At 64.3% G+C, this 20639-nt stretch carries 20 protein-coding genes; 12 read left to right on the top strand and 8 right to left on the bottom strand.

Annotated features, from left to right (window positions below; genetic code table 11):
• Positions 1 to 41: 41 nt before the first annotated feature.
• Entirely contained in the window at positions 42 to 1454 is a 1413-nt protein-coding gene (locus tag BH95_RS10555) for an MmgE/PrpD family protein (RefSeq protein WP_037182019.1), read from the bottom strand.
• The gene (locus BH95_RS10550) at positions 1451 to 2263 is read right to left on the bottom strand and encodes a cyclase family protein (RefSeq protein ID WP_020112694.1); all 813 of its coding nucleotides are present in this window, start codon (positions 2261 to 2263) and stop codon (positions 1451 to 1453) included. The genes BH95_RS10555 and BH95_RS10550 overlap by 4 nt, the downstream gene beginning before the upstream one ends.
• Before the next feature lie 146 nt (positions 2264 to 2409).
• On the opposite strand from BH95_RS10550, the gene BH95_RS10545 reads away from it, so the two are divergent.
• Positions 2410 to 3777, top strand: coding sequence for an MmgE/PrpD family protein (locus BH95_RS10545; RefSeq protein WP_052060014.1), 1368 nt, complete (start codon positions 2410 to 2412; stop codon positions 3775 to 3777).
• 8 nt (positions 3778 to 3785) lie between these two features.
• On the opposite strand, the gene BH95_RS10540 is transcribed toward BH95_RS10545, so the two are convergent.
• Genes BH95_RS10540 through BH95_RS10530 form a run of 3 tightly spaced genes read right to left on the bottom strand, consistent with a single transcriptional unit; the run spans position 3786 to position 6741 of the window.
• Positions 3786 to 4880, bottom strand: coding sequence for a galactokinase (locus BH95_RS10540; RefSeq protein WP_037182016.1), 1095 nt, complete (start codon positions 4878 to 4880; stop codon positions 3786 to 3788).
• Positions 4877 to 5962 carry a galactose-1-phosphate uridylyltransferase gene (gene galT, locus BH95_RS10535; RefSeq protein ID WP_033187970.1) on the bottom strand — a complete coding sequence of 362 codons (1086 nt, stop codon included), beginning with the start codon at positions 5960 to 5962 and terminating at the stop codon, positions 4877 to 4879. The genes BH95_RS10540 and galT overlap by 4 nt, the downstream gene beginning before the upstream one ends.
• Positions 5959 to 6741 carry a DeoR/GlpR family DNA-binding transcription regulator gene (locus BH95_RS10530; RefSeq protein ID WP_033187971.1) on the bottom strand — a complete coding sequence of 261 codons (783 nt, stop codon included), beginning with the start codon at positions 6739 to 6741 and terminating at the stop codon, positions 5959 to 5961. Before BH95_RS10530 ends, galT begins: the two co-directional genes overlap by 4 nt.
• A gap of 186 nt (positions 6742 to 6927) precedes the next feature.
• Here BH95_RS10530 and BH95_RS10525 point away from each other — a divergent pair, with 186 nt between their 5' ends.
• The 8 genes from BH95_RS10525 (at position 6928) to BH95_RS10490 (ending at position 13602) form a co-directional block, all read left to right on the top strand.
• The gene (locus BH95_RS10525) at positions 6928 to 8634 is read left to right on the top strand and encodes a sodium:solute symporter family protein (RefSeq protein ID WP_371828052.1); all 1707 of its coding nucleotides are present in this window, start codon (positions 6928 to 6930) and stop codon (positions 8632 to 8634) included.
• Positions 8635 to 8647: 13 nt separating this feature from the next.
• The gene (locus tag BH95_RS10520; protein ID WP_037182014.1) at positions 8648 to 8935 is read left to right on the top strand and encodes a hypothetical protein; all 288 of its coding nucleotides are present in this window, start codon (positions 8648 to 8650) and stop codon (positions 8933 to 8935) included.
• 95 nt (positions 8936 to 9030) lie between these two features.
• Positions 9031 to 9285, top strand: a complete 255-nt coding sequence (locus BH95_RS10515) for a hypothetical protein (RefSeq protein ID WP_019667678.1) — start codon at positions 9031 to 9033, stop codon at positions 9283 to 9285.
• 5 nt (positions 9286 to 9290) lie between these two features.
• Entirely contained in the window at positions 9291 to 10541 is a 1251-nt protein-coding gene (locus tag BH95_RS10510) for a cupin domain-containing protein (RefSeq protein WP_037182011.1), read from the top strand.
• A 27-nt stretch (positions 10542 to 10568) separates the two neighbouring features.
• Positions 10569 to 11690: a YbfB/YjiJ family MFS transporter gene (locus BH95_RS10505; protein ID WP_037182010.1), complete on the top strand. Its 1122-nt coding sequence runs from the start codon at positions 10569 to 10571 to the stop codon at positions 11688 to 11690.
• 23 nt (positions 11691 to 11713) lie between these two features.
• On the top strand, positions 11714 to 12109 hold the full coding sequence (locus BH95_RS10500) for a DoxX family protein (RefSeq protein ID WP_037160248.1): 396 nt from the start codon (positions 11714 to 11716) through the stop codon (positions 12107 to 12109).
• The gene (locus tag BH95_RS10495; RefSeq protein WP_371828315.1) at positions 12106 to 12513 is read left to right on the top strand and encodes a CoA-binding protein; all 408 of its coding nucleotides are present in this window, start codon (positions 12106 to 12108) and stop codon (positions 12511 to 12513) included. The genes BH95_RS10500 and BH95_RS10495 overlap by 4 nt, the downstream gene beginning before the upstream one ends.
• A gap of 93 nt (positions 12514 to 12606) precedes the next feature.
• Complete coding sequence (locus BH95_RS10490) at positions 12607 to 13602, top strand: MBL fold metallo-hydrolase (protein WP_033187982.1); 996 nt, start codon at positions 12607 to 12609, stop codon at positions 13600 to 13602.
• On the opposite strand, the gene BH95_RS10485 is transcribed toward BH95_RS10490, so the two are convergent.
• Positions 13576 to 14649 carry a DNA polymerase IV gene (locus tag BH95_RS10485; RefSeq protein ID WP_026348231.1) on the bottom strand — a complete coding sequence of 358 codons (1074 nt, stop codon included), beginning with the start codon at positions 14647 to 14649 and terminating at the stop codon, positions 13576 to 13578. The genes BH95_RS10490 and BH95_RS10485 overlap by 27 nt on opposite strands.
• A gap of 126 nt (positions 14650 to 14775) precedes the next feature.
• Here BH95_RS10485 and BH95_RS10480 point away from each other — a divergent pair, with 126 nt between their 5' ends.
• Entirely contained in the window at positions 14776 to 15441 is a 666-nt protein-coding gene (locus BH95_RS10480) for an SIMPL domain-containing protein (RefSeq protein ID WP_037182005.1), read from the top strand.
• 46 nt (positions 15442 to 15487) lie between these two features.
• Here the strand turns inward: BH95_RS10480 and BH95_RS10475 are convergent, their stop codons facing one another.
• A complete protein-coding gene (locus BH95_RS10475) occupies positions 15488 to 16162 on the bottom strand; it encodes a GntR family transcriptional regulator (protein ID WP_019667662.1) in 675 nt (224 codons plus the stop codon).
• A 262-nt stretch (positions 16163 to 16424) separates the two neighbouring features.
• On the opposite strand from BH95_RS10475, the gene BH95_RS10470 reads away from it, so the two are divergent.
• Together BH95_RS10470 and BH95_RS10465 are read left to right on the top strand one after the other, a co-directional pair.
• Positions 16425 to 17840 carry an MFS transporter gene (locus BH95_RS10470; RefSeq protein ID WP_019667661.1) on the top strand — a complete coding sequence of 472 codons (1416 nt, stop codon included), beginning with the start codon at positions 16425 to 16427 and terminating at the stop codon, positions 17838 to 17840.
• A 3-nt stretch (positions 17841 to 17843) separates the two neighbouring features.
• Positions 17844 to 18566, top strand: a complete 723-nt coding sequence (locus BH95_RS10465; RefSeq protein ID WP_037182002.1) for an aspartate/glutamate racemase family protein — start codon at positions 17844 to 17846, stop codon at positions 18564 to 18566.
• Here BH95_RS10465 and BH95_RS10460 read toward each other — a convergent pair.
• A complete protein-coding gene (locus BH95_RS10460; protein WP_371828314.1) occupies positions 18521 to 20260 on the bottom strand; it encodes a metallophosphoesterase family protein in 1740 nt (579 codons plus the stop codon). The genes BH95_RS10465 and BH95_RS10460 overlap by 46 nt on opposite strands.
• Positions 20261 to 20639: the final 379 nt, after the last annotated feature.

Genomic DNA, 20639 nt, shown 5'->3' with positions numbered 1-20639 from the left:
GCCCGGTGGCACGGTCGACGGGCAGACCGTGCCACCGGAGATCAGACCACCCGAGTCAACGGCTCGAGCAGCGTTCCGACATCGGTGAGCTCGGACAAAGCCTGACACCGAGTGGCGAGTTCCATCAGCTCCGATTCCGACAAGTACGGCCCGGCGTTCGCGCGGAACTTCGCCGACACCTCGTCGAAGGACAACGGCCGCTGCGGACCACCGCGGGTAGTGAGGACCTCCTCCACCACGGTCGATCCATCCGTCAGCGTCGCCGTCAGCACCGCCGGGAACTGATGCGGAAAGATGGCGTCGCACTGCGGATCCGGCACGACGTCGACCTTGGCCATCAAGTCGCGACGATCCGCCGCGTTGGCGTGGGCGTCCGAGTAGTCCTCGAGCGCGGCGCCGAGACCGCCGCCGCCGAACATACCGACGGCCACTGCATACGGTCCGCTGAACTGCGCCATGTACCCCGTTGTGGGCGTGCGCTTGACGTCGATGGGTTCACCGATGGTCCGCAGATTCGCCGCGGGCACACCGAGAACCAACTTCGTGACATCCGACGGCGTGATCCCGCGTCGGCGAAGCGCGGCACCTGCGTCGACAGCGGCGTGCGTGAAGTGATTCGCTGGGTACGGCTTGAAGAAGATGGCCGGAACCGCCCACTCCTCGCCGAGACCGTCGACGATCTCGGAGGCCCTGGCAGGCTGGTGCAGCCACGCTTCGTAGAACCCGAATCGACCTTCCAACACGGTCGGAGGGCCCGTGATCCCGTGTCGCGCGAGACCTGCCGCGGCAAGTGCGGAATGCGCCGCCCACCCGCAATGCATGCGCTTGACGGTTCCACCGGTGCGGTTCGCCTCGATGATTCCCGACGCCATCGACGCGGCGATTCCGAGAGTGTCGACGATCGTGTCCTCCGATGCCCCGCCTATGACCGCCGCCGCGACGGCGCCGCCCATCGCGCCGCAGATCGACGTCGCATGTTGGCCGTGTTCGAAGAACACAGAGTTCTTCGTTTCGGGATCGAATCCCGCCATACCGAGTCGAACACAGACTTCCAGCCCGATGGCGATGCCGCGGACCAGGGTTCTTCCGTCGGCGCCGTGCTGCTGAGCGGCGGCCAGAGCTGCGGGGACGACGCTGGCACTGGGGTGCAGGATCGACGGCAGATGGGTGTCGTCGAAGTCGAGCGAGTGGGCGAGGACCCCGTTGACGAACGCCGCCATCGGTCCTGGCAGTGCGCTCTCGACCCCGATTGCGAAAGCGGCTGCCGCACCGCCCTGCTCGGTTGCCCAGGCGATGGCCGCCCGAGACGTGTCGAGGTCCGTCGCGGCAATCGCGATGCCCAACGTGTCCAGAACGCGCATGCCGACACTGCTGACCACATCGTCGGGCAGGTCGTCGACATCGGTGTTCGCCGCGAACCGCGCGATGTGCTGCGCCAAGGTCGAATCGGTCATGCGTTGCTCACCGCCAGCGGACGGACCGGAGATCCGGTTGCGCCGAAGATGTTCAATGGCACGAGAACGAACGTGAACTCGAACGTCTTCTTCGCCGACAGCTCTTCGAGATCGAGTGCCTCGACGATGTAGATGCCGCTCTCGACGAGCAGCACTCGGTGCGCAGGCAACAGGGCGTGGCCGCCACCCGGCGCGAGTCGCTCGAACGCAATCGTGTCTGCTCCGGCAGCGTGAATCTTTCTGGCAGCGAGCCACTGCGCGCCGGCTTCACCGACTCCCGGCACGCCGGACGGTCCGCCGACGTAGGCCTGCCCCTCGTCGAAGAGCTGTCCCCAGCCGCTCCGGATCAAGACGACGTCACCTTCGGTCACCTCGATTCCCTCGGCGTCACATGCTGCGTCCAGGTCTGCGACCGTGATCTCGTAACCGCCGTCGCATCGGCCGACCCCGAGCACCGCGGGGATGTCCAACAGAACGCCGCGCCGCATCATCGGAGCGATCGTATGGACACCGTGCTCGACATACTTCCCGCCGAGGCACGACTGGCCGGCATCGGCACCCCCATGCAACTTCCCGTCGTGCGACACGTGCGCGAGTGCGTCGATATGTGTTCCGACGTGCGTACCCGTCGTGATCATGTCGTTGGCGGCACTGCCACCGTCGGACCGCGTCATGTCACCGTGCCGCCTGGGCAACGTGTGCCAGAACTGCGGATGGTTGGGAGATTGCGGCATTCCTACCCGCAGTTGCCTTCCCAGGTCGACGATCTGCACCCCGGCCTGAACGGCCTGGAGGAGTTGATCGGGCATCGCCTTGTCTCCTTCGATCGAGCTCTACGTCTTCGATGACCGTTCCGCTCAACGAAACACAATTGCGAAGAGGGTTGCGGTAAAACTCAGGCTAGCACCGCAGATCGTCCCTGGACAGACCGTAATCTACTTCGTACGGTTCGAAGATGACCGATGAGACTACGTTTCTTTCAGCGGAACGCAACGAGCAACTGGCGATCATGGTGTGCCATCTACGCGATGGCGGGCTTCCGCCTGCACTTGCCGACCGAGGCCGGACGATCCTCCTGGACCTCCTCGGTGTCACCGTCGCTGGTGCACGCACGAGCGAGATGAAGGCACTGACGTCGGCCTGGCACACGGACGCCGGCAGAACGATCCCGCTGGGGAGCACGAACGCCACCACCGTCGAGTCGGCCGCAGAACTCGACGCCATCGCGTCGTGCTGTCTCGAACTCGACGAGGGGAACAAGTATGCGGCGGGGCATCCTGCTGCCCACGTCGTTCCGGCCGCCATCGCGGCGGCGCGCCTGTCCCCTGCTGCGGTCGACGGTCAGGCGTTCCTGGCCGCAGTCCTGGCGGGATACGAGGTGGCTGCCCGCTTCGGTTACGCACTCACCCGCGACCCTCGCTGGCATACGCACGGCCACTGGGGCGCGACGGGAGCCGCCGCCGCCGCCGCTTCGATCCGCGGAGCCGACACGAACCGCGTTGCCGCAGCGATCGATGCGTCGTCGGCCCTCGTGCACGTTGCCCCGTGGGCCGTCGTGCTCGACGGGAACTTCGCGCGAAACTTGTGGATGGCCGGGGCCGTACGAGCTGGGCTCGACGCATCGCGACTGGCGTCCGCCGGCCTCGTGCACAACTCCGGTGCCGTGGCGCACACACTCGGTGACATCGTGGGCACGCTCGATCTGGATCGTCTCACGGAGGGGCTCGGCGATCGGTGGCTCACGCTCGAGGGATATGCGAAACAGCATGCAAGCTGCTCCTACACGCACGCGGCCGTCGACGCCGTACAAAGTCTGCGGTCGACCGCATCCTGGACAGCCGACGACGTCGAATCGGTCCGGGTGCGCACTCATTCACTCGCCGAGCCGTTGTTCCAGCGACACCCGAACACGCGCCTCGGTGCCATGTTCTCGTTGCCCTTCGTCGTTGCTGCGGCGTTCGTCAGCGACGCGATCGACAGCGAGGCCCTCGATCCCGACGGGCGAACGTTCCGCGAGGCCGGGCGATTCAGCGCCCGCGTCAGCGTGAACTCGGCCGACGAATTGGACGTCCTGCTCCCCCAGCGACGGGCCGCCGAGGTGACGGTGGTGCTGCGCAGCGGCGACGTCGTCAGCGCCTCCACACCCAATCCCGTCGGCGACGTCGACCATTTCCCGATGGACTACGACGCCGTCCACGGCAAGATCGCACGGCTCATCGGCTCGACCGATGCCGACCGACTCGCCGCTCTCGTCGACCGCCTACCAGCCACCGACGATATCGCCGCGCTGCTGTCCACCATCCCTTTGTGCGGGGAAATGTAGGCTACCGCCTACATTTCCGCGCACACCGACGCGCCCGCTCCGGCCCGGGCGGTGAAGATCGTCGGGTCCGGGAAACCCCGCTCGGCGATGTCGGACGTCACCGATGTGGTGATGCGGTCGACGTCGGGTGCCGGAACGAGTGCGATCACGCATCCTCCGAAGCCGCCCCCGGTCATGCGTGCGCCGAGAGCTCCGTGTACACCGAGTGATTCGGCGATGAGATCGATGTGGGGTGTGGTGATCTCGAAGTCGTCGCGCATCGAGGCGTGGGACTGGTCCATCAGAGTTCCGACTCGACGAAAGTCACCGCTCGCCATGGCTTTCGCGCACTCGAGTACGCGTTGATTCTCGCTGAGGACGTGACGAACTCTCGCCCGGTCGACCGAATCCCCGATCCGCTCCAGAACGTCCTCGCCCTGCACCTCTCGCAGCGAGTCGACGCCCAGTTCCCGCGCCGCGCGGGTACACGACTCGCGACGTGCCCGGTACTCCCCGGTCGAGTGCTGATGCGCTGCATTGGAATTGACGACCAGCAGCACCAGATCGTGCGCGTCGAGCTCGAACGCAACCGGTTCGACGGACGAGGTCTCGAAGTCGATGAGCAGCGCCCGGTCGACCTCGCCGCCCAGAGACGCCAACTGATCCATCAGGCCCGTCGGCGCACCGACGAAATCGTTCTCACCGCGCTGCGCGAGCCGTGCGACGTCCAGACGGTCGAGTTCGGTTCCGGTGGCCGCGTTCATACTCAGGAGCACGGCGCATTCGAGGGCCGCCGAGGAGGACAGACCCGCTCCGATGGGCACGTCGCTGTGAACGCTCATCGCGCCTCCGACGACGGGGTGTCCCGCCTGCGCGAGCGCCCAGACCACACCGGCCGCGTAGGACGCCCAGCCGTCGACGTCGCCGGGCTGCGCGGTCACGTCGAACGCGGAACCGACGCCCTCTTCGTCGCTGGCCAGCGTGATTCGGTCCGACCCGTCCGGCTCGAACGTCACCGTGGTGCGTTCCTCGAGCGCGATGGGCATCGCGAAACCGAGGTTGTAATCGGTGTGCTCGCCGATCAGGTTGATCCGCCCGGGCGCGTACGCCGTGTGCGTGGTCACAATGCCTTCAATCTGTCGGCCATCTGCTCGGGGGTGACGTCGGTGATGAACGCGTCCATGGCCGATTCGGATCCGGCCAGGTACTTGAGTTTGGTCTCCGACCGTCGGACCGACATCAGCTCGATGTGAAAGTACCCGTCCGCCTGGATTCCGTCGGACCGATACTGGTGCAGGGCCGAGATGTACGGCAGCGGTGCCGGATACATCCTGTCGAAACGGCCCAGAACGTCGAGGTAGACATCGGTCAGCGAGTCGAGTTCGTCCTCGGTCAGATCCAACAGACTGTGGACGTGTCGATTCGGGTAGATGTGCACCTCGACGGGCCAGCGAGCCGCGAACGGAACGAATGCCGTGAAGTGCTCGCCGGACACCAGCACCCTACGACCGTCGGCGATCTCCTGCCCGAGAATGTCGGCGAACAAGTTGCGTCCGTGGACCGCGGCGAACTCGCGAGCCTGACGCAGCATCGACGTCGTCCGCGGCGTCAGGTACGGGTACCCGTAGATCTGCCCGTGCGGATGAGACAACGTGACGCCGATGTCCTCCCCTCGGTTCTCGAAACAGAAGACCTGTTCGATACCGTCGCGTCCCAACAGATCTGCGGTTCGCTCGCCCCACACGTCGACGACAAGACGTGCATGGTCGTGAGACAGATCAGCGAAGGACGCGGTGTGATCACTGGAGAAGCAGATGACCTCGCAGCGCCCGATTCCGGGAGCCTGCAGATCACCGTCGTGCAGAATCGGTGCATCGGGGCCTGCGTGCGACAGGCTCGGAAAGCGATTCTCGAACACGACCACGTCGTAATCCGCTGCGGGAACTTCACTTCGGTCTCCGCCCGGCGACGGACACAGAGGGCACTGATCCGCGGGCGGCTTGTACGTACGGTCCTGCCGCAACGCCGCGATCGCAACCCAATCACCGGTCTGACGGTCACGCCGTACCTCCGACTGCGCCCCGTTCGGTCGCGCGGCCAGAGGCCGAACGTCCGGAACCGGGTGAGCGACGTGGCCGGGCAACGAGAAGAAGAGGATCTCCCGGCCGTCGGCGAGATCGGCTCGAACGGGGTGCTGCGTGGTCATGATTTCTCCGTCTCGGCTACCAGGATGTTCTCCACGTGTGGCGCCAGCGCGGCCCTGTCGGCCACGTCGAGACCGTCGTCGACGACGAGTGTGTCGATGTCCGACATTCGCCCGAACACGTTGGTGCCCACTTCTCGATACTTGGTGTTGTCCGCCAACACGAACAATCGTCGGCTGGTTGCGATGAGCCGACGATTGGTCTCGGCCTCGGCGATGTTCGGTGTGGTCAAGCCGGATTCGATGTCGAAACCGTGCACACCGAGGAATACTGCGTCGACACGGAACACGTCGAGAGCTGCGTTGGCGATCGGCCCGACGAGCGCGTCCGACGGGGTGCGTGAGCCGCCGGTGAGGTAGACGACAGGATTGGGCTCGTCGGGGTGCCCGGTGAGCTCCTGAAAGATCGAAATCGAGTTGGTGACAACAGTGATGGCGTCGCGGCCCCTGAGCAGTCTCGCCAGTTCCAGCGTCGTCGTGCCGGCACTGACGGCGATGGTCATTCCATCCTCGACTGCTCCGAGGGCGGCACGGCCGATAGCGACCTTCTCGCCGTGCTGCCGAGCTGCCTTCGCCGTCGACGGTGGCTCGATACCTCGGTTCCCTCGCACGATCGCACCGCCGTGGACCTTGCGCAGCACTTGACGCTCGTCCAGAACGTCCAGATCACGCCGGATCGTCATCTCCGAGACGCCCAGGAGATCGGCCAGTTCGACCACCTTGACTGCGCCGTCGGTATGCAGCGCCGCCAGGATCGCGGAGTGTCGTTCCGCTGCCAGCATCGGCACCTACCTCTGATTTCGGGGCACGACTGAATCGGTGCACCAGCGACCTTGATGAATCGAACATTACCAAACAGAACCGGACACAAATGCGGGAACGGATGTACGTAATTGTTTGAACCTGTTACTTTGTGTTCACATCGCTCACACCAGTGAGCCAGCTCACTCAACCAGGGAGGTTGACGCGTGACGTCGACTCTTGCGGCAGAAGGCGTGCTTTCGTTCAACACGAACGCGCTGGACTACGTGCTCATCGCCGTGTACTTCGTGTTCGTTCTCGGGATCGGCTACGTCGCCCGCCGACAGCTCTCCACCAGCTTGGACTTCTTCCTTTCGGGACGCAGACTCCCCGCGTGGGTCACCGGCATCGCCTTCGTGTCCGCGAACCTCGGCGCCGTCGAGATCATGGGCATGTCCGCGAACGGCGCCCAGCTGGGCCTCGCCACCATGCATTACTACTGGATCGGTGCGATCCCCGCGATGCTGTTCCTCGGCATCGTGATGATGCCGTTCTACTACGGCTCCAAGGTGCGCAGCGTCCCCGAGTTCATGCGCAAACGATTCGACACCAAAGCCCACCTCGTCAACGCCATCAGTTTCGCCGTCGCACAGATTCTCATCGCGGGCGTCAACCTGTTCCTGCTGGCCACCGTCGTGAAAGTCCTTCTCGGATGGTCGCTGTGGGTCTCACTCATCGTGGCCGCAGCCATCGTGCTCACCTACACCGTCCTCGGTGGCCTCTCCGCAGCGATCTACAACGAGGTGCTGCAGTTCTTCGTCATCCTCGCCGCCCTGGTTCCGCTGACGGTGATCGGTTTGATCAAGATCGGCGGGTGGTCCGGCCTCAAGGACAAAGTCGTACCGACGGTCACCGACGGCACCGTCACTGCGTCGGCGGGAGAACAACTCTCGTCGTGGCCGGGGCAAGCGCTGAGCGGGTTCGACTCACCGATCCTGTCCGTGATCGGCATCGTGTTCGGTCTCGGATTCGTCCTGTCCTTCGGATACTGGACGACCAACTTCGTCGAGGTACAGCGCGCGATGGCGTCGAGCTCGATGTCCGCAGCGCGGCGCGCACCGATCATCGGTGCGATCCCGAAGATGCTGGTGCCCTTCGTCGTCGTGGTCCCCGGCATGATCGCTGCCGCCGCGATCGGGGACATGATCAACCTGAAGGAGAACGGAACCGGCGACATCACGTACAACGACGCGATGCTGCTGATGATGCGAGACATCCTCCCCAACGGCCTACTGGGCGTGGCCGTCGCCGGCTTGATGGCTGCCTTCATGGCAGGTATGGCCGCGAACATCTCCGCCTTCAACACCGTCTTCAGTTACGACCTGTGGCAGCAATACATCGTCAAGAACCGCGAGGACGGTTACTACATCACCGTCGGTCGCGTCGCGACTGTCGCCGCAACGATTCTCGCGATCTTCACCGCGCTCATCGCGTCGGGCTACTCCAACTTGATGGACTACCTGCAGACGCTGTTCGGGTTCTTCAACGCTCCCCTGTTCGCCACCTTCATCCTCGGTATGTTCTGGAAGAAGATGACGCCCGCAGCCGGATGGATCGGACTTGTCTCGGGCACGTCGGCAGCGGTCCTCGTCTTCATTCTGTCCGAAGTCGGCGTGATCAACCTTCCAGGACAGGGCATGCCGTTCGTCGCGGCGTCGGCTGCATTCGTCGTCGACATCGTGGTCAGCATCGGCGTCAGCATGGTGACACAGCCGAAACCGGTGAAGGAACTCGTCGGATTCGTCTACTCGGAAACTCCGCGAGACATGTTCACCGACCCCGAAGACGCCACGAACCCCTGGTACAAGCGACCGGTTCCCCTGGCAGGCTTCGCGCTCGGCCTCGTCGTCGTCCTCAACATCGTCTTCCACTAGAGGAGAACCGGAAATGACTACACCCGACAAGAATCCCGGCCTGGTGGCGCGGTTGTTCGACATCCGCTCCGTCATCGGCGCACTGCTCGGCATCTACGGGATCCTGCTGACCCTCGCCGGCCTGTTTCCATCGGTCTTCGGCAACAAGACCCACTCGTCGCCGTCCAACAACGTCGTCGACATGAGCGTCGGTACCAGCGCCAACCTGTGGGTCGGACTGGTGATGCTCGCAATCGCACTGATCTTCGGCGGCTGGGCAATCGCCCGTCCCGCAGTCGTGGGCGACGCACCGGCCGAATAAGCGCTGGGTTTAGAAGCCCGTCGAACCGTCAATCCACGACTTCGAGCGGGGACAGCCCCTCGTTTCCAGAAGTCAGGTCGACCGGAAGGTTTTCGATGAGCATCAACGACGACGACATCACCACCAGCGGATCCGGCGGAGAAGGCCCCGCTGACGGTGGATCCAACCCCAACGGCCACGACGGCGGAGCCGACGGCACCGCAGGCCCGGGTGAAGGACCCGCAGACGGCGGATCCAACCCCAACGGCCACGACGGCGGAGCCGACGGCACCGCAGGTCCGGGTGAAGGACCCGCGGACGGCGGTTCCAACCCGAACGGACACGACGGCGGTGCGGACGGCTCGGCTTGAGCGACATGCACGCAGACCAGCGCGGACCGGAATTCCGGTCCGCGCTCGGTCGTCTGATCTCCATTCCCGAGCGCGCTTTCTCCGACGAGGTGTGGGGGCGCACGCCGTTGCTCACCCGCGCCTCGGAACTCGACCGCACATTCGAGGATCTGCTGACTCCGTCCGACGTCGACGAGCTGGTGTCGCACCGCGGCGTCCGCACTCCCTTCGCACGGATGGCCAAGGACGGCGCGCTGCTGGACAAATCCGAGTTCACGTCGTCGGCCGGCTTCGGGGCCGAGATGCCGGATCAGCTCGACTCGTCCGCGGTGTTGTCCGCATTCGCCGACGGACACACGCTGGTGTTGCAAGGACTTCATCGCCTGTGGCCGCCGCTGATCGACTTCACCCGTGATCTGGTCGACGATCTCGGCCATCCCAGTCAGGTCAACGCGTACATCACCCCAGCCGCCTCGACGGGATTCTCGCCGCACTACGACGTGCACGATGTGTTCGTCCTACAGATCAGTGGCGAGAAGCGGTGGATGATTCACCCTCCCGTTCATACGCATCCCTTATCGAACCAACCGTGGTCCGACCGGCGCGAAGCCGTCGAGAAGCAGGCCAGCAACACGCCGTACCTCGACACAATCCTGACGCCCGGTGACGTCCTCTATCTGCCACGGGGATGGATTCATTCCGCGGAAGCATTGGGCGACACGACGATTCATCTCACCATCGGCGTGGCGTCGTTCAACAACTACGACATCGCACATCGCGTTCTCAGCGCACTCCAGGGCGACGCGCGCATCCGCGAGCCATTGCCCGCGGGACTGGACCTGACGGATCCGGACTCGACCGCACCACACGTGGACCGCGTACTCGACGACGTCGCAGCGGCATTGGAACGCATCCGATCGGATCCGGATGCCCGCCGTGCGATCGCCGACGAATTGGCCGCGCGCCTGGTCGCGATCACTCGACCGGCACCGGTCGATCCGCTGCGCACGGTCGCGTTCATCGCCGCCCTCGACGCTGCTTCCGTGGTCCAATGGAGGCAGGGGCTGTCCCCACGCATAACCCGCAGCAACGGACGGGTCCACGTCGGCCTTCGCGACAAGACGATATCCCTGCCCGACGAGTGCGCCGGTGCACTCGACGATCTCCGCAACGGACAACCCCGCCGTGTCGCGGACATGCGCGGTCTCGACCCCGACAGCGCGCTGGTGGTAGTGAAACGGCTACTCAAAGAGGGCATCGTCGTGCCGTCGGAGTGATCTGCTCCCGCACGTATAGTTAGCCGAGTGAACGGAATCGCAGGTGGCCGCCGCGTCTCACTCACAGCAGCCGCGGGACTCGCCGCAGCCATGGGCGTCGGCCGGTTCGTCTTTACCCCGCTCCTACCGATCATGGTGGACTCCGCCGGAGTCACGCCGAGCAGCGGCGCAGTCATCGCGACGGCCAACTACACCGGTTACCTCGTGGGAGCGATACTCCTGTCGCTCCGACCCACCCTCAACAGCACAACGACGTTCCGCGCCTGGGTCGCCCTGCTCGTCGCCAGCGAGATCGCGATGGCGTTCGCCGACGGCACCCTCGTGTTCTCGATACTCAGGTTCGTCGCCGGTCTGGCGAGCGCGGCCGTGTTCCTCGGCTGCGCCAGCACCGTCGCGCGGCACGTCGGCGCGTCACCCGGCATCGCGTTCGGCGGTGTAGGAGCGGGAATCGCCGCGTCCGGTGTTCTCACTCTCGTTGCAGCACCCCATCTTTCGTGGCAGGCATTGTGGATTGCGTCCGCCGCGCTGACGGCCGTCGTGATCTCACCTACGTTCGCGCTCGAAATTCGCGCCGAGTCCAGGCGGCCCTGCGGCAACGTCGGGCCCTCGCCGCACGAACACCGAATCTGGCGAGTGCTGCTTGCTGCGTACTTCCTCGAAGGACTCGGATACATCATCGTCGGCACCTTCCTCGTCGCCGCTGTCGGCGGACACGGAAGCTCGTCCGTCGGTCCCGCGGTGTGGATCGTCGTCGGGTGCGCCGCAGTTCCGGCAACCGTGCTGTGGCACGCGGTCGCCCAACGCGTCACACCGTCGCGAGCACTCGTCGCCGCATTCGGCCTACAGACCGTGTCCGCGATCCTGCCTGCAGTCAGCGACAGTCCCGCGGTCGCACTCGTCGCCGCAGTTCTCTTCGGCGGCACGTTCATGGGCATCACCATGCTGACCATGGGCATGGCCGGCGGCCTGCCCATCGGGAGAACTGCAGCAACACTGACGACCGTCTACGGCATCGGACAGGTCATGGGTCCACTCGTCGTCGCCCCAGCGCTCGGTGACTCCTACTCCATCGCGTTCGTGGTGGCGGCGGTCGTGCTGGCACTGGGTACGGCGGGAGCCGTCCTCGCCGCGCGACTGCACACGAACTGAACGAACCCTGGCACCATGTGGTCATGAAGGCCATCGCTCGACTACTGCTCGGCGCATTCCTCATGTTCGCAGGCTTCAGCCATCTGTTCTGGGCGCGCACAGAATTCGCCGCACAGGTACCGACCTGGGTTCCTCTGGACACCGACTTCGTCGTTCTCGCGTCGGGCGTCGTCGAGATTGCCCTGGGGCTTGCGCTCGTGTTCGTCCGCAGGCCGGCAGTGGGCTGGATCGTCGCAGCATTTTTCGTGGCGGTGTTTCCAGGCAACATCAGCCAGTTCCTGACACACACCGATGCATTCGGCCTCGATACCGACGCCGCACGCGGAGTCCGGTTGCTGTTCCAGCCACTGCTGATCGTGTGGGCGTTGTGGTGCACCGATGCGATCGGACGACGGCGAAGAGTAGCGTCGCGATCATGACGTCCTGGCGGGAATCCGAGTCGGTGAATCTGATGCTCGACGACCTCGACACCTGGGCCGTCGTGGGCCTGTCCGGTAATCCGCAGCGCACCGCCTACGAGATTGCTTCCCTCCTTCAACGCAGAGGCAAACGTATCGTCCCGATTCACCCGGACGCGCCGACGGTTCTCGGCGAACAGGGATACGCGACGCTCGCCGAGGTGCCGTTTCCGATCGATGTCGTCGACGTGTTCCGTCGATCCGAGCAGGCAGGTCGGTTCGCCGACGAGGCCGTCGCGGTGGGCGCGAAAGGCGTGTGGTTTCAGCTGGGCGTCATCGACGAAGCCGCCTTCGCTCGGACTCTCGCCGCCGGGGTTCCCATGGTGATGGACACCTGCCCGGCCATCGAGTGGCGTCGCCGCTGAGCTCTCGATCGGTACCCCGATTTCCCTTGTGCTCCTCGCCGGGGTCAGTATGAAGAGAAGAACTGATTACTTGGACCAAGCAACGAGGTAGGCATGAGCGACGCAGCAGCGATCGGGGACGGCATCCTCCAGATCCCCGTCCCCATCACCGACAGTCCGCTCGGCCACACGCTTGTCTACGCCATGGAGTCTCCCGGCGGCCTGGTCCTCGTCGACGCGGGATGGGACGACGACAACGCTTGGGCCGGCCTCACCTCCGGTTTGGAAGCCGTCGGACGCTCGATCACCGACGTCGAGGGCGTGGTGCTGACGCACTTCCATCCTGATCACACCGGCCTGTGCGGCCGCGTCCGCGAGGCATCGGGAGCATGGATCGCGATGCACGAGGCCGACCACGCAGAGTTCGAGGACATGACGACACCGCGAGGCCCCGAGTGGATCGAGCGCCAGCGCGCGAACATGACCGCCGCCGGCGCACCGAACGCCGACATCGCCGCATGGGAGGAACTCGAACTGCAACCGCCGACCGGGCCCGACTCGGCGCCCGATCGCATCCTTCGCGACGGCGAAACGATCGCGCTGACCGGACGGAATCTGCAGGCCGTGTTCACCCCCGGCCACACCCCGGGTCACGTGTGCTTTCATCTGCCCGACGCCGACGTCATGTTCACCGGCGATCACGTCCTGCAGAAGACGACACCCCACGTCGGCAACTTCGTCTACCCGCTCGAGGAGCGAGATGCGCTTGCAGAGTTCTTCGACTCGCTGCGCCACGTGCAGTCCATGAACGTGACGCGCGGACTGGGTTCCCACGGAATAGGCATCGACGACGTCGGAGTGCGCGCGGGCGAACTCATCGAGCACCACGAAGAACGACTCGACCATCTCTGTCAAGCATTCGCCGACGACGAGATCACCGTCTGGGAGGTCGCCGAACGCATGAAGTGGTACAAACCTTGGAGCGACATCTCCCCGTTCCACAAGACACTCGCACTGTCCGAAGCTGCCGCGCATCTTCGACACCTGGTGTCCCGCAACCAGGTTGTTCAGGTCGCCGGCTCGTCACCCGCGCTCTTCGCCAGGGCCTGAACCAGCGGGAGGCGTCATCTCGAGGCGCACGCCCATCAGGCGTACCTTGCGCGAGTGGTCCAACCTCTGCACCAACGCGGCCGCCGCGTCGGAAATGATCTGTGTGTCGAAGGTGGGCGGACCGTCGAGGGCAGCTGTGGTGGTGTGGGTTTCGAAAGGCGCGTAACGCACCTTCAGCGTTACCCGCACAGCAGGTCTGTCCTCTGCGACGAGGTCCTCACGCACCTTCAGCGCCAGAGCCCTCACCTCCTCGGTGATCGCCTCCCAATCCTCCAGGTTCTCCTGAAACGTGGTTTCCCGGCTGTGAGAACGAGCAATCCACGGCGCCGCGGACACCGGCGACAGGTCGACCCCTCGCCCTTTGGTTCCGATCCACGGCCCGGTTTTCGGACCGAACGCAGCTGCCAGCGCGGAATCGTCGGTTGCCGCCAACTCCGACACCGTGGTGATACCGAGACTCGCAAGCTTCTTCGCGGTCTTCTTCCCGATTCCCCACAACGCATCCGTCGGGCGGTCTCCCATCACCTCGAACCAGTTGGCGGACGTCAAGGTGTAGATACCCTGCGGCTTGCCGAAATCCGTTGCAATCTTCGCGCGTAACTTGTTGTCCCCGATGCCGACCGAACAATGCAGCCCGGACGCATCGAACACCGTGTCGTGAACCCTGCGTGCGAAGGACACCGGATCCTCGGTCTCGACGCCGAGAAACGCCTCGTCCCAACCCATCACTTCGACCACCACGTTCAAGCTTCGGAGTGCGTCCATCACGATGTTCGACGCCGCCGTATATGCCTCCCCGTCGACCGGCAGGAAGATCGCGTCGGGCAGCTTCTTGAACGCGACCCGCAACGGCATCCCCGATCCGACGCCGAACGCCCGCGCCTCGTAGGAGGCCGTCGACACCACTCCCCGTTCGGTCGGGTCCCCCCTACCGCCCACCACGACCTGCTTCCCCGCCAGCTCGGGATTTCGTAGCACCTCCACCGCCGCAATGAACTGGTCCATGTCCACATGCAGCACCCATCGTCGGCGCACAGATGCGGTCATGCCGCCCATTCTGCGCCAACCTCGCACCGCCCGTCGATCCCCCGGTCGTGGATGTCGCCGCGGGCCGGGTAGACACGCGTCGTTCGCTCGAATGAAGCGCTACCCCTTGTGTGCCACACTCCCATCATGGAGTCGAACCCTGTCGAGATCACGGTCGTCGGCCGAGGCCAGGCGACGTACCCGCCGGAGCGATGCACGGTGTCCCTGGCGGTTCGAACCGACGGCCGCACAGCCGAGGCTGCGGCCGAACCTGCTCACCGCCTGGTCAGAGAGCTGACCGGATTGATCGATCCGCTGTACAACCCTTCGAGCGGCCCGATCGACGCATGGGCTCTGGATCAAGTGCGGCACTCGCGGTCCAGGCCGTTCAACCACAACGGGGAACAGTTGCCGTACGTCTATCAGGCACTTGCGTCGATCGAGGTGAAATTCAGCCAGATCGACGTGGTCGACGCGTTCGTCTATGCGGTGTCGGCGCTCGACGGGGTCGACATCGGCCACTTCGATTGGTCGCTGACCGAGGCGACGTCGGCCGAGAACACCCGTCGAGTCCGCGCGAGTGCCGTCCAGGACGCAGTGAGCAAGGCAGAGGTGTTCGCGCACAGCGTGGGCCGATCGACGGTCAGCGCCCGTGCGATAGCGGACCCGGGACTCCTCGGTGTTGCAGCAGCATCCCATCAGGACTATGTGGTCGCATCTCGAGCCTATGCCGCACCCGACGACGGATTCGAACCCAAACCACAGGACATCGTCATTCGCGCCGAGGTTCACGCACGGTTCGTCGCAACCTGACACCTCGATGCAGTCGTCGGGAGGTGGCCGTGACGCCCCACTGGCATCACGCCGTCGGATCGAATCCCGGAACCGAGGACAGTGTCTCGAATGTGCGCTGCCGACCCCATTCGACGTGTGAGTACGCAACGGCCGCAGCAAGTTCGGGATTACCTTCGGCTATCGCATCGACCAACGAGAGATGTTCGTTGTGCCTGACGCTGGGGTCGCGTTCCATGTTCGCGACGTTGAGCCGGTTGCTGCGTTCCCGCAAAGGTTCCATGATGACGACGAAAAGCCGGTTGCCTGCGAGTGATTCGATCGCGGCGTGAATGCCGCCACTCTCGCGATGGAACGACGGCAGGTCGCCTGCGTCCAACGCATCTCCGGCGCGCGTCACCGCACCGACGAGCGCCGACACATCAGCACCCACCGCGACCGCGGACGCAGCCTTTCGGGCCGCGAGCGGTTCCAGCGCTGAGCGCAGATCGTACAGTTCGTCCACTCCGCTCCGCGTCACCATTGTCACGACGGCGGGTCGACGCGGCGACAACGCAACGAGTCCGGCGGCCTCGAGCATAGGAAGCGCCTCACGGATCGGCACCCTGGACACATCGAGTTCGGCACTGAGATCCCGCTCGCGCAAGGGTTCACCGGCCGGGATTCGTCCATCGAGTATGCGCGCGCGAATCTCGTCGAACACACGGCGGGACAAACTCGCCGACGCTGCACCCTGTTCCATGCACTGTCCTCCATCATTGTTCGCCCATGTGTACCAGCACCAACAGCAACACCACCTCAGGTATACCAAGTGCCGAAATCGATGATGCAGCCCAACACGCGGCGACGCCAGCGAGCTCGTGTTACGCCATCTAGTCGCCGCTCTTACATGTGTTTAACAGAACGGAAACCCAACAGCGGACATCCGGCCGTAGATTCTCGCTCATCACTTGGTATACCAACGACGGTATCCATCGACCACCAGCCGCGAAAGGCACACCGGGATGAGCACCCTGCCCTCGTCGATGAACTCTCCACAGGATTCACCCGCCGAACGAACGACACTCGGCACACAGATCGAATCCGCGTACTCACGTATCGGCCTCACCTCCGCTCACATCGGGATCGTCGCCATGGTGTTGTTCGGCGTCTTCTTCGACGCCATCGAGCAGAACGCCGTCGGCATCTCCGGACCGGTCCTCCGCGCCGACTGGGGCCTCGGGGGCACCGAGATCGGGTTGCTCAACACCGCTACGTTCACAGCGGTTGCCCTCGGTCGCATTCTCGCAGGTGTCGTCATGGACCGTCTCGGCCGTCGAACTCTGTTGGGCGCCAACCTTCTGGTGTTCGCCTTCGGATCGCTTCTGTGCGCTGTCGCGCCCAACTACGAAGTTCTCGTCGCGGCGCGGTTCCTCGTCGGCCTGGGACTCGGCGGCGAAATAGCCGTTGCGGTCATCATGCTGTCGGAGTTCTTCTCGGCTCGGCACCGAGGGACAGCCGTCGGGCTGATCAACGTCGCCGCGGCAGGACTGGGCAACATGCTCGCCCCTCTCTTCGGCGTCATCGTGTTCGCCATCTTCACCGGCGAGGACCGCTGGCGATGGCTGTTCGGCATGCTGGTTCTGCCTGCACTCGCAGTGGTGTTCTATCGGAGGTCACTGCCGGAGACTCCCCGATACCTGGCGGCCACCGGACGAATCGACGAGGCCAACACCGTCATCAACCGCCTTGCTCAAGGCAAGCTCCGCGGAATTCTCGGCTCCGAGGAGGTCTATTTGGACAAGACAACGCTCGCAGCGGACACGGCTGCCCCCAAGGTTCGGTGGACCGAGATGTTCGGTGCGCGCTATCGCCGAAGCACGCTCGCCTTGGGTGTCGCAGTCTGCATGTCGTACGCCGCGCAAATCTCCATGCTGACGCTCATTCCCATCATTCTCACCGAACGTGGGATGTCGATCACGAGTGCACTCTGGTACACGCTCGTCATGCAGTCGGGTTCCCTGATCGGCGCGGTCACCGCGGCCCTGATCGCGCGAAAGCTTCCCCGCAAGATCACCCTGACGGCCGGTGCAAGCCTCGGTACCGCCGCGGCACTCGGTTTCGGTTTCTTCGCCACCGACATCGGACTGGTGTTGTTCTTCGGTGCACTCTTCAACTTCTCGGTGATCGTTCTGAACACCACCATCTGGCTGTTCGCCCCGGAGCAGTACCCGACTCGCATTCGCGGACTCGCCACCTCCGTCATCCTTGCCATCGGCTCTCTCTCGGGTGGTCTGTTCCCCTTGATCGCCGGAGCGGTACTGGACAGCTCAGGAGTCCCCGCGATGTTCGCCGTTCTCACCGCACTCTTCGTCGTATGCGCCGTCGCAGTTCAGTTCCCCCGAGAAACCTTCGGACACCCCATGCCAGAGGATGATTGATTCATGAGCAGCGTGCCCACGATTCTGGTGGTCAACCCCAACACCAACGCCTCGACCACCGACATGCTCGTCGCGGTTGCCGAGAAAGCTATGGACGGATCGAGATACTACGTCGTCGGAGTCACCGCAGCGGCGGGTCCGAGCATGATCGTCGACGCCGAAGCTCTCGACGAGGCGGCCGAACACACCGTTGCTGCAGCGCTCTCCGGTATCGACGTGCACAGGCCCTGCGCGGTGATCGTCGGCGCCTTCGGAGATCCTGGAGTCGCTGCCCTTCGGCAGCTCGTCGACATTCCCGTCGTCGGAATCGGGCAGGCCGCAGTGTCGACAGCAGCTTGCGGAGGGCGACGATTTGCCATCGCGACCACCACACCGCTGTTGGAGCCGTCGTTGCGGACGCTGGTACGACACTGCAGCCCCGATGCTGATTTCGCAGGAATCTTTCTGACGGATTCCGACCCGCTCGTCCTCGCCCGAGATCTCGACGCCACCGTGGACGAACTCGGCACAGCGGTCGACGACGCCGCCGCGGCGGGCGCCGAAGCAGTGATCATCGGCGGCGGTCCGCTCAGCGACTCAGCTCGGCAGCTCGCCCTCCGTACCGACGTGGTGATCGTGGAACCTGTTCCGAGCGCTGCATTGTGGGTGCTCGAACGCATGGAATCGAACCACGACCTCGATCAGGACGAACCGAACACACCGCTCATCGGGACATCTCGCCGATAGGTGACGCGATCGAACTCGCGGCCGTACTCGTCGATCGCGGAAATCTTCATCTCGCTCGGTGTGATTCCGGGAATCCCGGGAGCGACGTCGACGGAGACGAACGAGTAGTTTCTGAAGCGAACCCGAGACCACCCGACGGCTTCAGTGGCCTTCTCACCGTCGGGCGTCCAGACGTAGCTGTTCGGAACAGCGTTGTCCGGCAACTCGTTTCCTCTGTACGTCTCCTGCTCGGAGGGCTGAAATGTGTACCGAGGCCGGCCGCCACCCCCTACCGTGTAATACACCGTCCCGTCGGACTTCGGATACACGACGGCGTGGTCGGCCGCCGTCCGTGTCGGATGGCCGGCCCGGATGGGGTCGGTTCGTTCGAACACGTGATTGTGCCCTTGCAGAACCACATCCACCTCGTAGCGGTCGAACAACTTCGTCCATGCGTCGCGAACACCACCGTCGGATGCATGGGCTTCGGTAGTCGAGTAGGCACAGTGGTGGAAGAAGCACACCACGAAATCGATGTTCGGCTCCGCCCTGAATCGTGCAAGGGACCTTTCCACCCATGTGTTCTGCCTGCCGCCGCTGTAGCCGGTGTTGGCCTTGATCTCGTACGACACATCGTTGGCGTCGAGCGACAGCACGGCGACATTGCCGTACACGAACGAATAGACCGAAGGGCAGCCTGCAGGACCGTTCTCGGGTTGATCGAGCCTGGCCGCATGTCCCCCGTACCCGTTCGCACCGTACAACGCTTCCATGTCGTGGTTACCCGTGGCGAAGAACCAGGGTGTGCTCGCCGCACTTCGCTCGATGGCGGCGAAGTAGCCGTCCCACACGAAAGGGTTGTACTTGTCGAAGCCTTTCGGCTGAGTCACCCCGCTGGGAGCGAACTGAGCAGGGAGGCCGGCGCCCGACGGATCCGCGTACGCGATGTCGCCCGCCAAAACATGAAAGTCCGGTCTGCGCGCCGCGATCTGCCCGACGATGTTCGCCGCATGACGAACAGATGGCTCGTTGTCGGCTTTGTAGTACAGATCGTCGTAATCCCCTGCCTTCAGACCCGGCGGCCGAGAGGGTGTTTCATCGACACCTTGATCGCCCATCATCGTGAAGCGGAACGGAGCACTCCGTCCTGGAGGCAACGCTGTCCACACCGTCTGCACATCACTGACGTAGCCGTCGTTGGTACGCCAGCGATAGAAATGCGGAGTCTTGGGAGCCAGACCGTCGACGGGCACGTGAACGTAGAACTGCTCGGCACCGAGGATGCCGCCGTCGGTCTGCGGCACCTGACTGACCAGATTACGAACCTCCGCTGCAGTTGTCGCCCCCAGCGCCGGAGTCGGCCCATGATCGAGGAACACCCCCGTCACCCCGGGATTTCGCGACAACTGAGCCGAGAATCGAAGCTGCGTGGCCGAATCCACACCGAACGACGTGTGACGACCACCCACCGCCAGCGGCGCATCCTGCGCATACGCACGACCGGACCACGCTGCATTCCCAACGGCAGCCGCCGCAGCAGTCGCCGCCGAGCCAACCAGAAAGCGTCTCCGGGATACAGGATTCCGCTTCAGAAACGAACGAATCCAATCGTGCTGCTCCGCCATGGTCATATCAGCAGCAAGAGCCTCCGGAACCCCGGCGGCGACGGTTTCTCCTCGCGGATTCATCGGCATACCCCGACTGTTCCGCTGCAAAGAATACTTACCGACGCAAAAGATCGACCTGTCGATGAAGTCGACGTGAACAGCGAAGAAGAACGGGACGAACGAGTATCAAAAGGACCTCGCTCGACCTGCGTGACGGATGCTCGCCGTTGTGTCGGATGCACGGCGTAGTGCTAGCACTGGGGTGAGCGTCCGGCACTGGGGTGAGCGTCTGTGTCGCTGATTGGCGGACGGGGTGGATTCACCCTCCTGTTGTGCGCGTGGAGATGGTGTCAGCGCACATTCGGGGGGTGTTTCCCGGTGGGTGCTCGACCGGTGTCCCAGGGGTCCTGCACGGTGGGGGGTGTTCTTTGGTTCGGGTATGCAGAACACCCCCGGGGACCGTGTGGTTCCCGGGGGTGTGCTGTGA

This window comes from Rhodococcoides fascians A44A (assembly GCF_000760735.1).
Classification (GTDB): Bacteria; Actinomycetota; Actinomycetes; order Mycobacteriales; family Mycobacteriaceae; genus Rhodococcoides; species Rhodococcoides fascians_E.
The sequence above is the reverse complement of the archived record's forward strand: the minus strand, read 5'-3'. Positions and strand labels throughout refer to the sequence as shown.

Excerpts from the sequence above, each read along its gene's own strand:
- BH95_RS10555 (WP_037182019.1), bottom strand. The coding sequence starts at position 1,454 with ATGACCGATTCGACCTTGGCGCAGCACATCGCGCGGTTCGCGGCGAAC.
- BH95_RS10550 (WP_020112694.1), bottom strand. The coding sequence starts at position 2,263 with ATGCCCGATCAACTCCTCCAGGCCGTTCAGGCCGGGGTGCAGATCGTC.
- BH95_RS10545 (WP_052060014.1), top strand. The coding sequence starts at position 2,410 with ATGACCGATGAGACTACGTTTCTTTCAGCGGAACGCAACGAGCAACTG.
- galT (WP_033187970.1), bottom strand. The coding sequence starts at position 5,962 with ATGACCACGCAGCACCCCGTTCGAGCCGATCTCGCCGACGGCCGGGAG.
- BH95_RS10530 (WP_033187971.1), bottom strand. The coding sequence starts at position 6,741 with ATGCTGGCAGCGGAACGACACTCCGCGATCCTGGCGGCGCTGCATACC.
- BH95_RS10520 (WP_037182014.1), top strand. The coding sequence starts at position 8,648 with ATGACTACACCCGACAAGAATCCCGGCCTGGTGGCGCGGTTGTTCGAC.
- BH95_RS10515 (WP_019667678.1), top strand. The coding sequence starts at position 9,031 with ATGAGCATCAACGACGACGACATCACCACCAGCGGATCCGGCGGAGAA.
- BH95_RS10510 (WP_037182011.1), top strand. The coding sequence starts at position 9,291 with ATGCACGCAGACCAGCGCGGACCGGAATTCCGGTCCGCGCTCGGTCGT.
- BH95_RS10500 (WP_037160248.1), top strand. The coding sequence starts at position 11,714 with ATGAAGGCCATCGCTCGACTACTGCTCGGCGCATTCCTCATGTTCGCA.
- BH95_RS10495 (WP_371828315.1), top strand. The coding sequence starts at position 12,106 with ATGACGTCCTGGCGGGAATCCGAGTCGGTGAATCTGATGCTCGACGAC.
- BH95_RS10490 (WP_033187982.1), top strand. The coding sequence starts at position 12,607 with ATGAGCGACGCAGCAGCGATCGGGGACGGCATCCTCCAGATCCCCGTC.
- BH95_RS10485 (WP_026348231.1), bottom strand. The coding sequence starts at position 14,649 with ATGACCGCATCTGTGCGCCGACGATGGGTGCTGCATGTGGACATGGAC.
- BH95_RS10480 (WP_037182005.1), top strand. The coding sequence starts at position 14,776 with ATGGAGTCGAACCCTGTCGAGATCACGGTCGTCGGCCGAGGCCAGGCG.
- BH95_RS10475 (WP_019667662.1), bottom strand. The coding sequence starts at position 16,162 with ATGGAACAGGGTGCAGCGTCGGCGAGTTTGTCCCGCCGTGTGTTCGAC.
- BH95_RS10470 (WP_019667661.1), top strand. The coding sequence starts at position 16,425 with ATGAGCACCCTGCCCTCGTCGATGAACTCTCCACAGGATTCACCCGCC.
- BH95_RS10465 (WP_037182002.1), top strand. The coding sequence starts at position 17,844 with ATGAGCAGCGTGCCCACGATTCTGGTGGTCAACCCCAACACCAACGCC.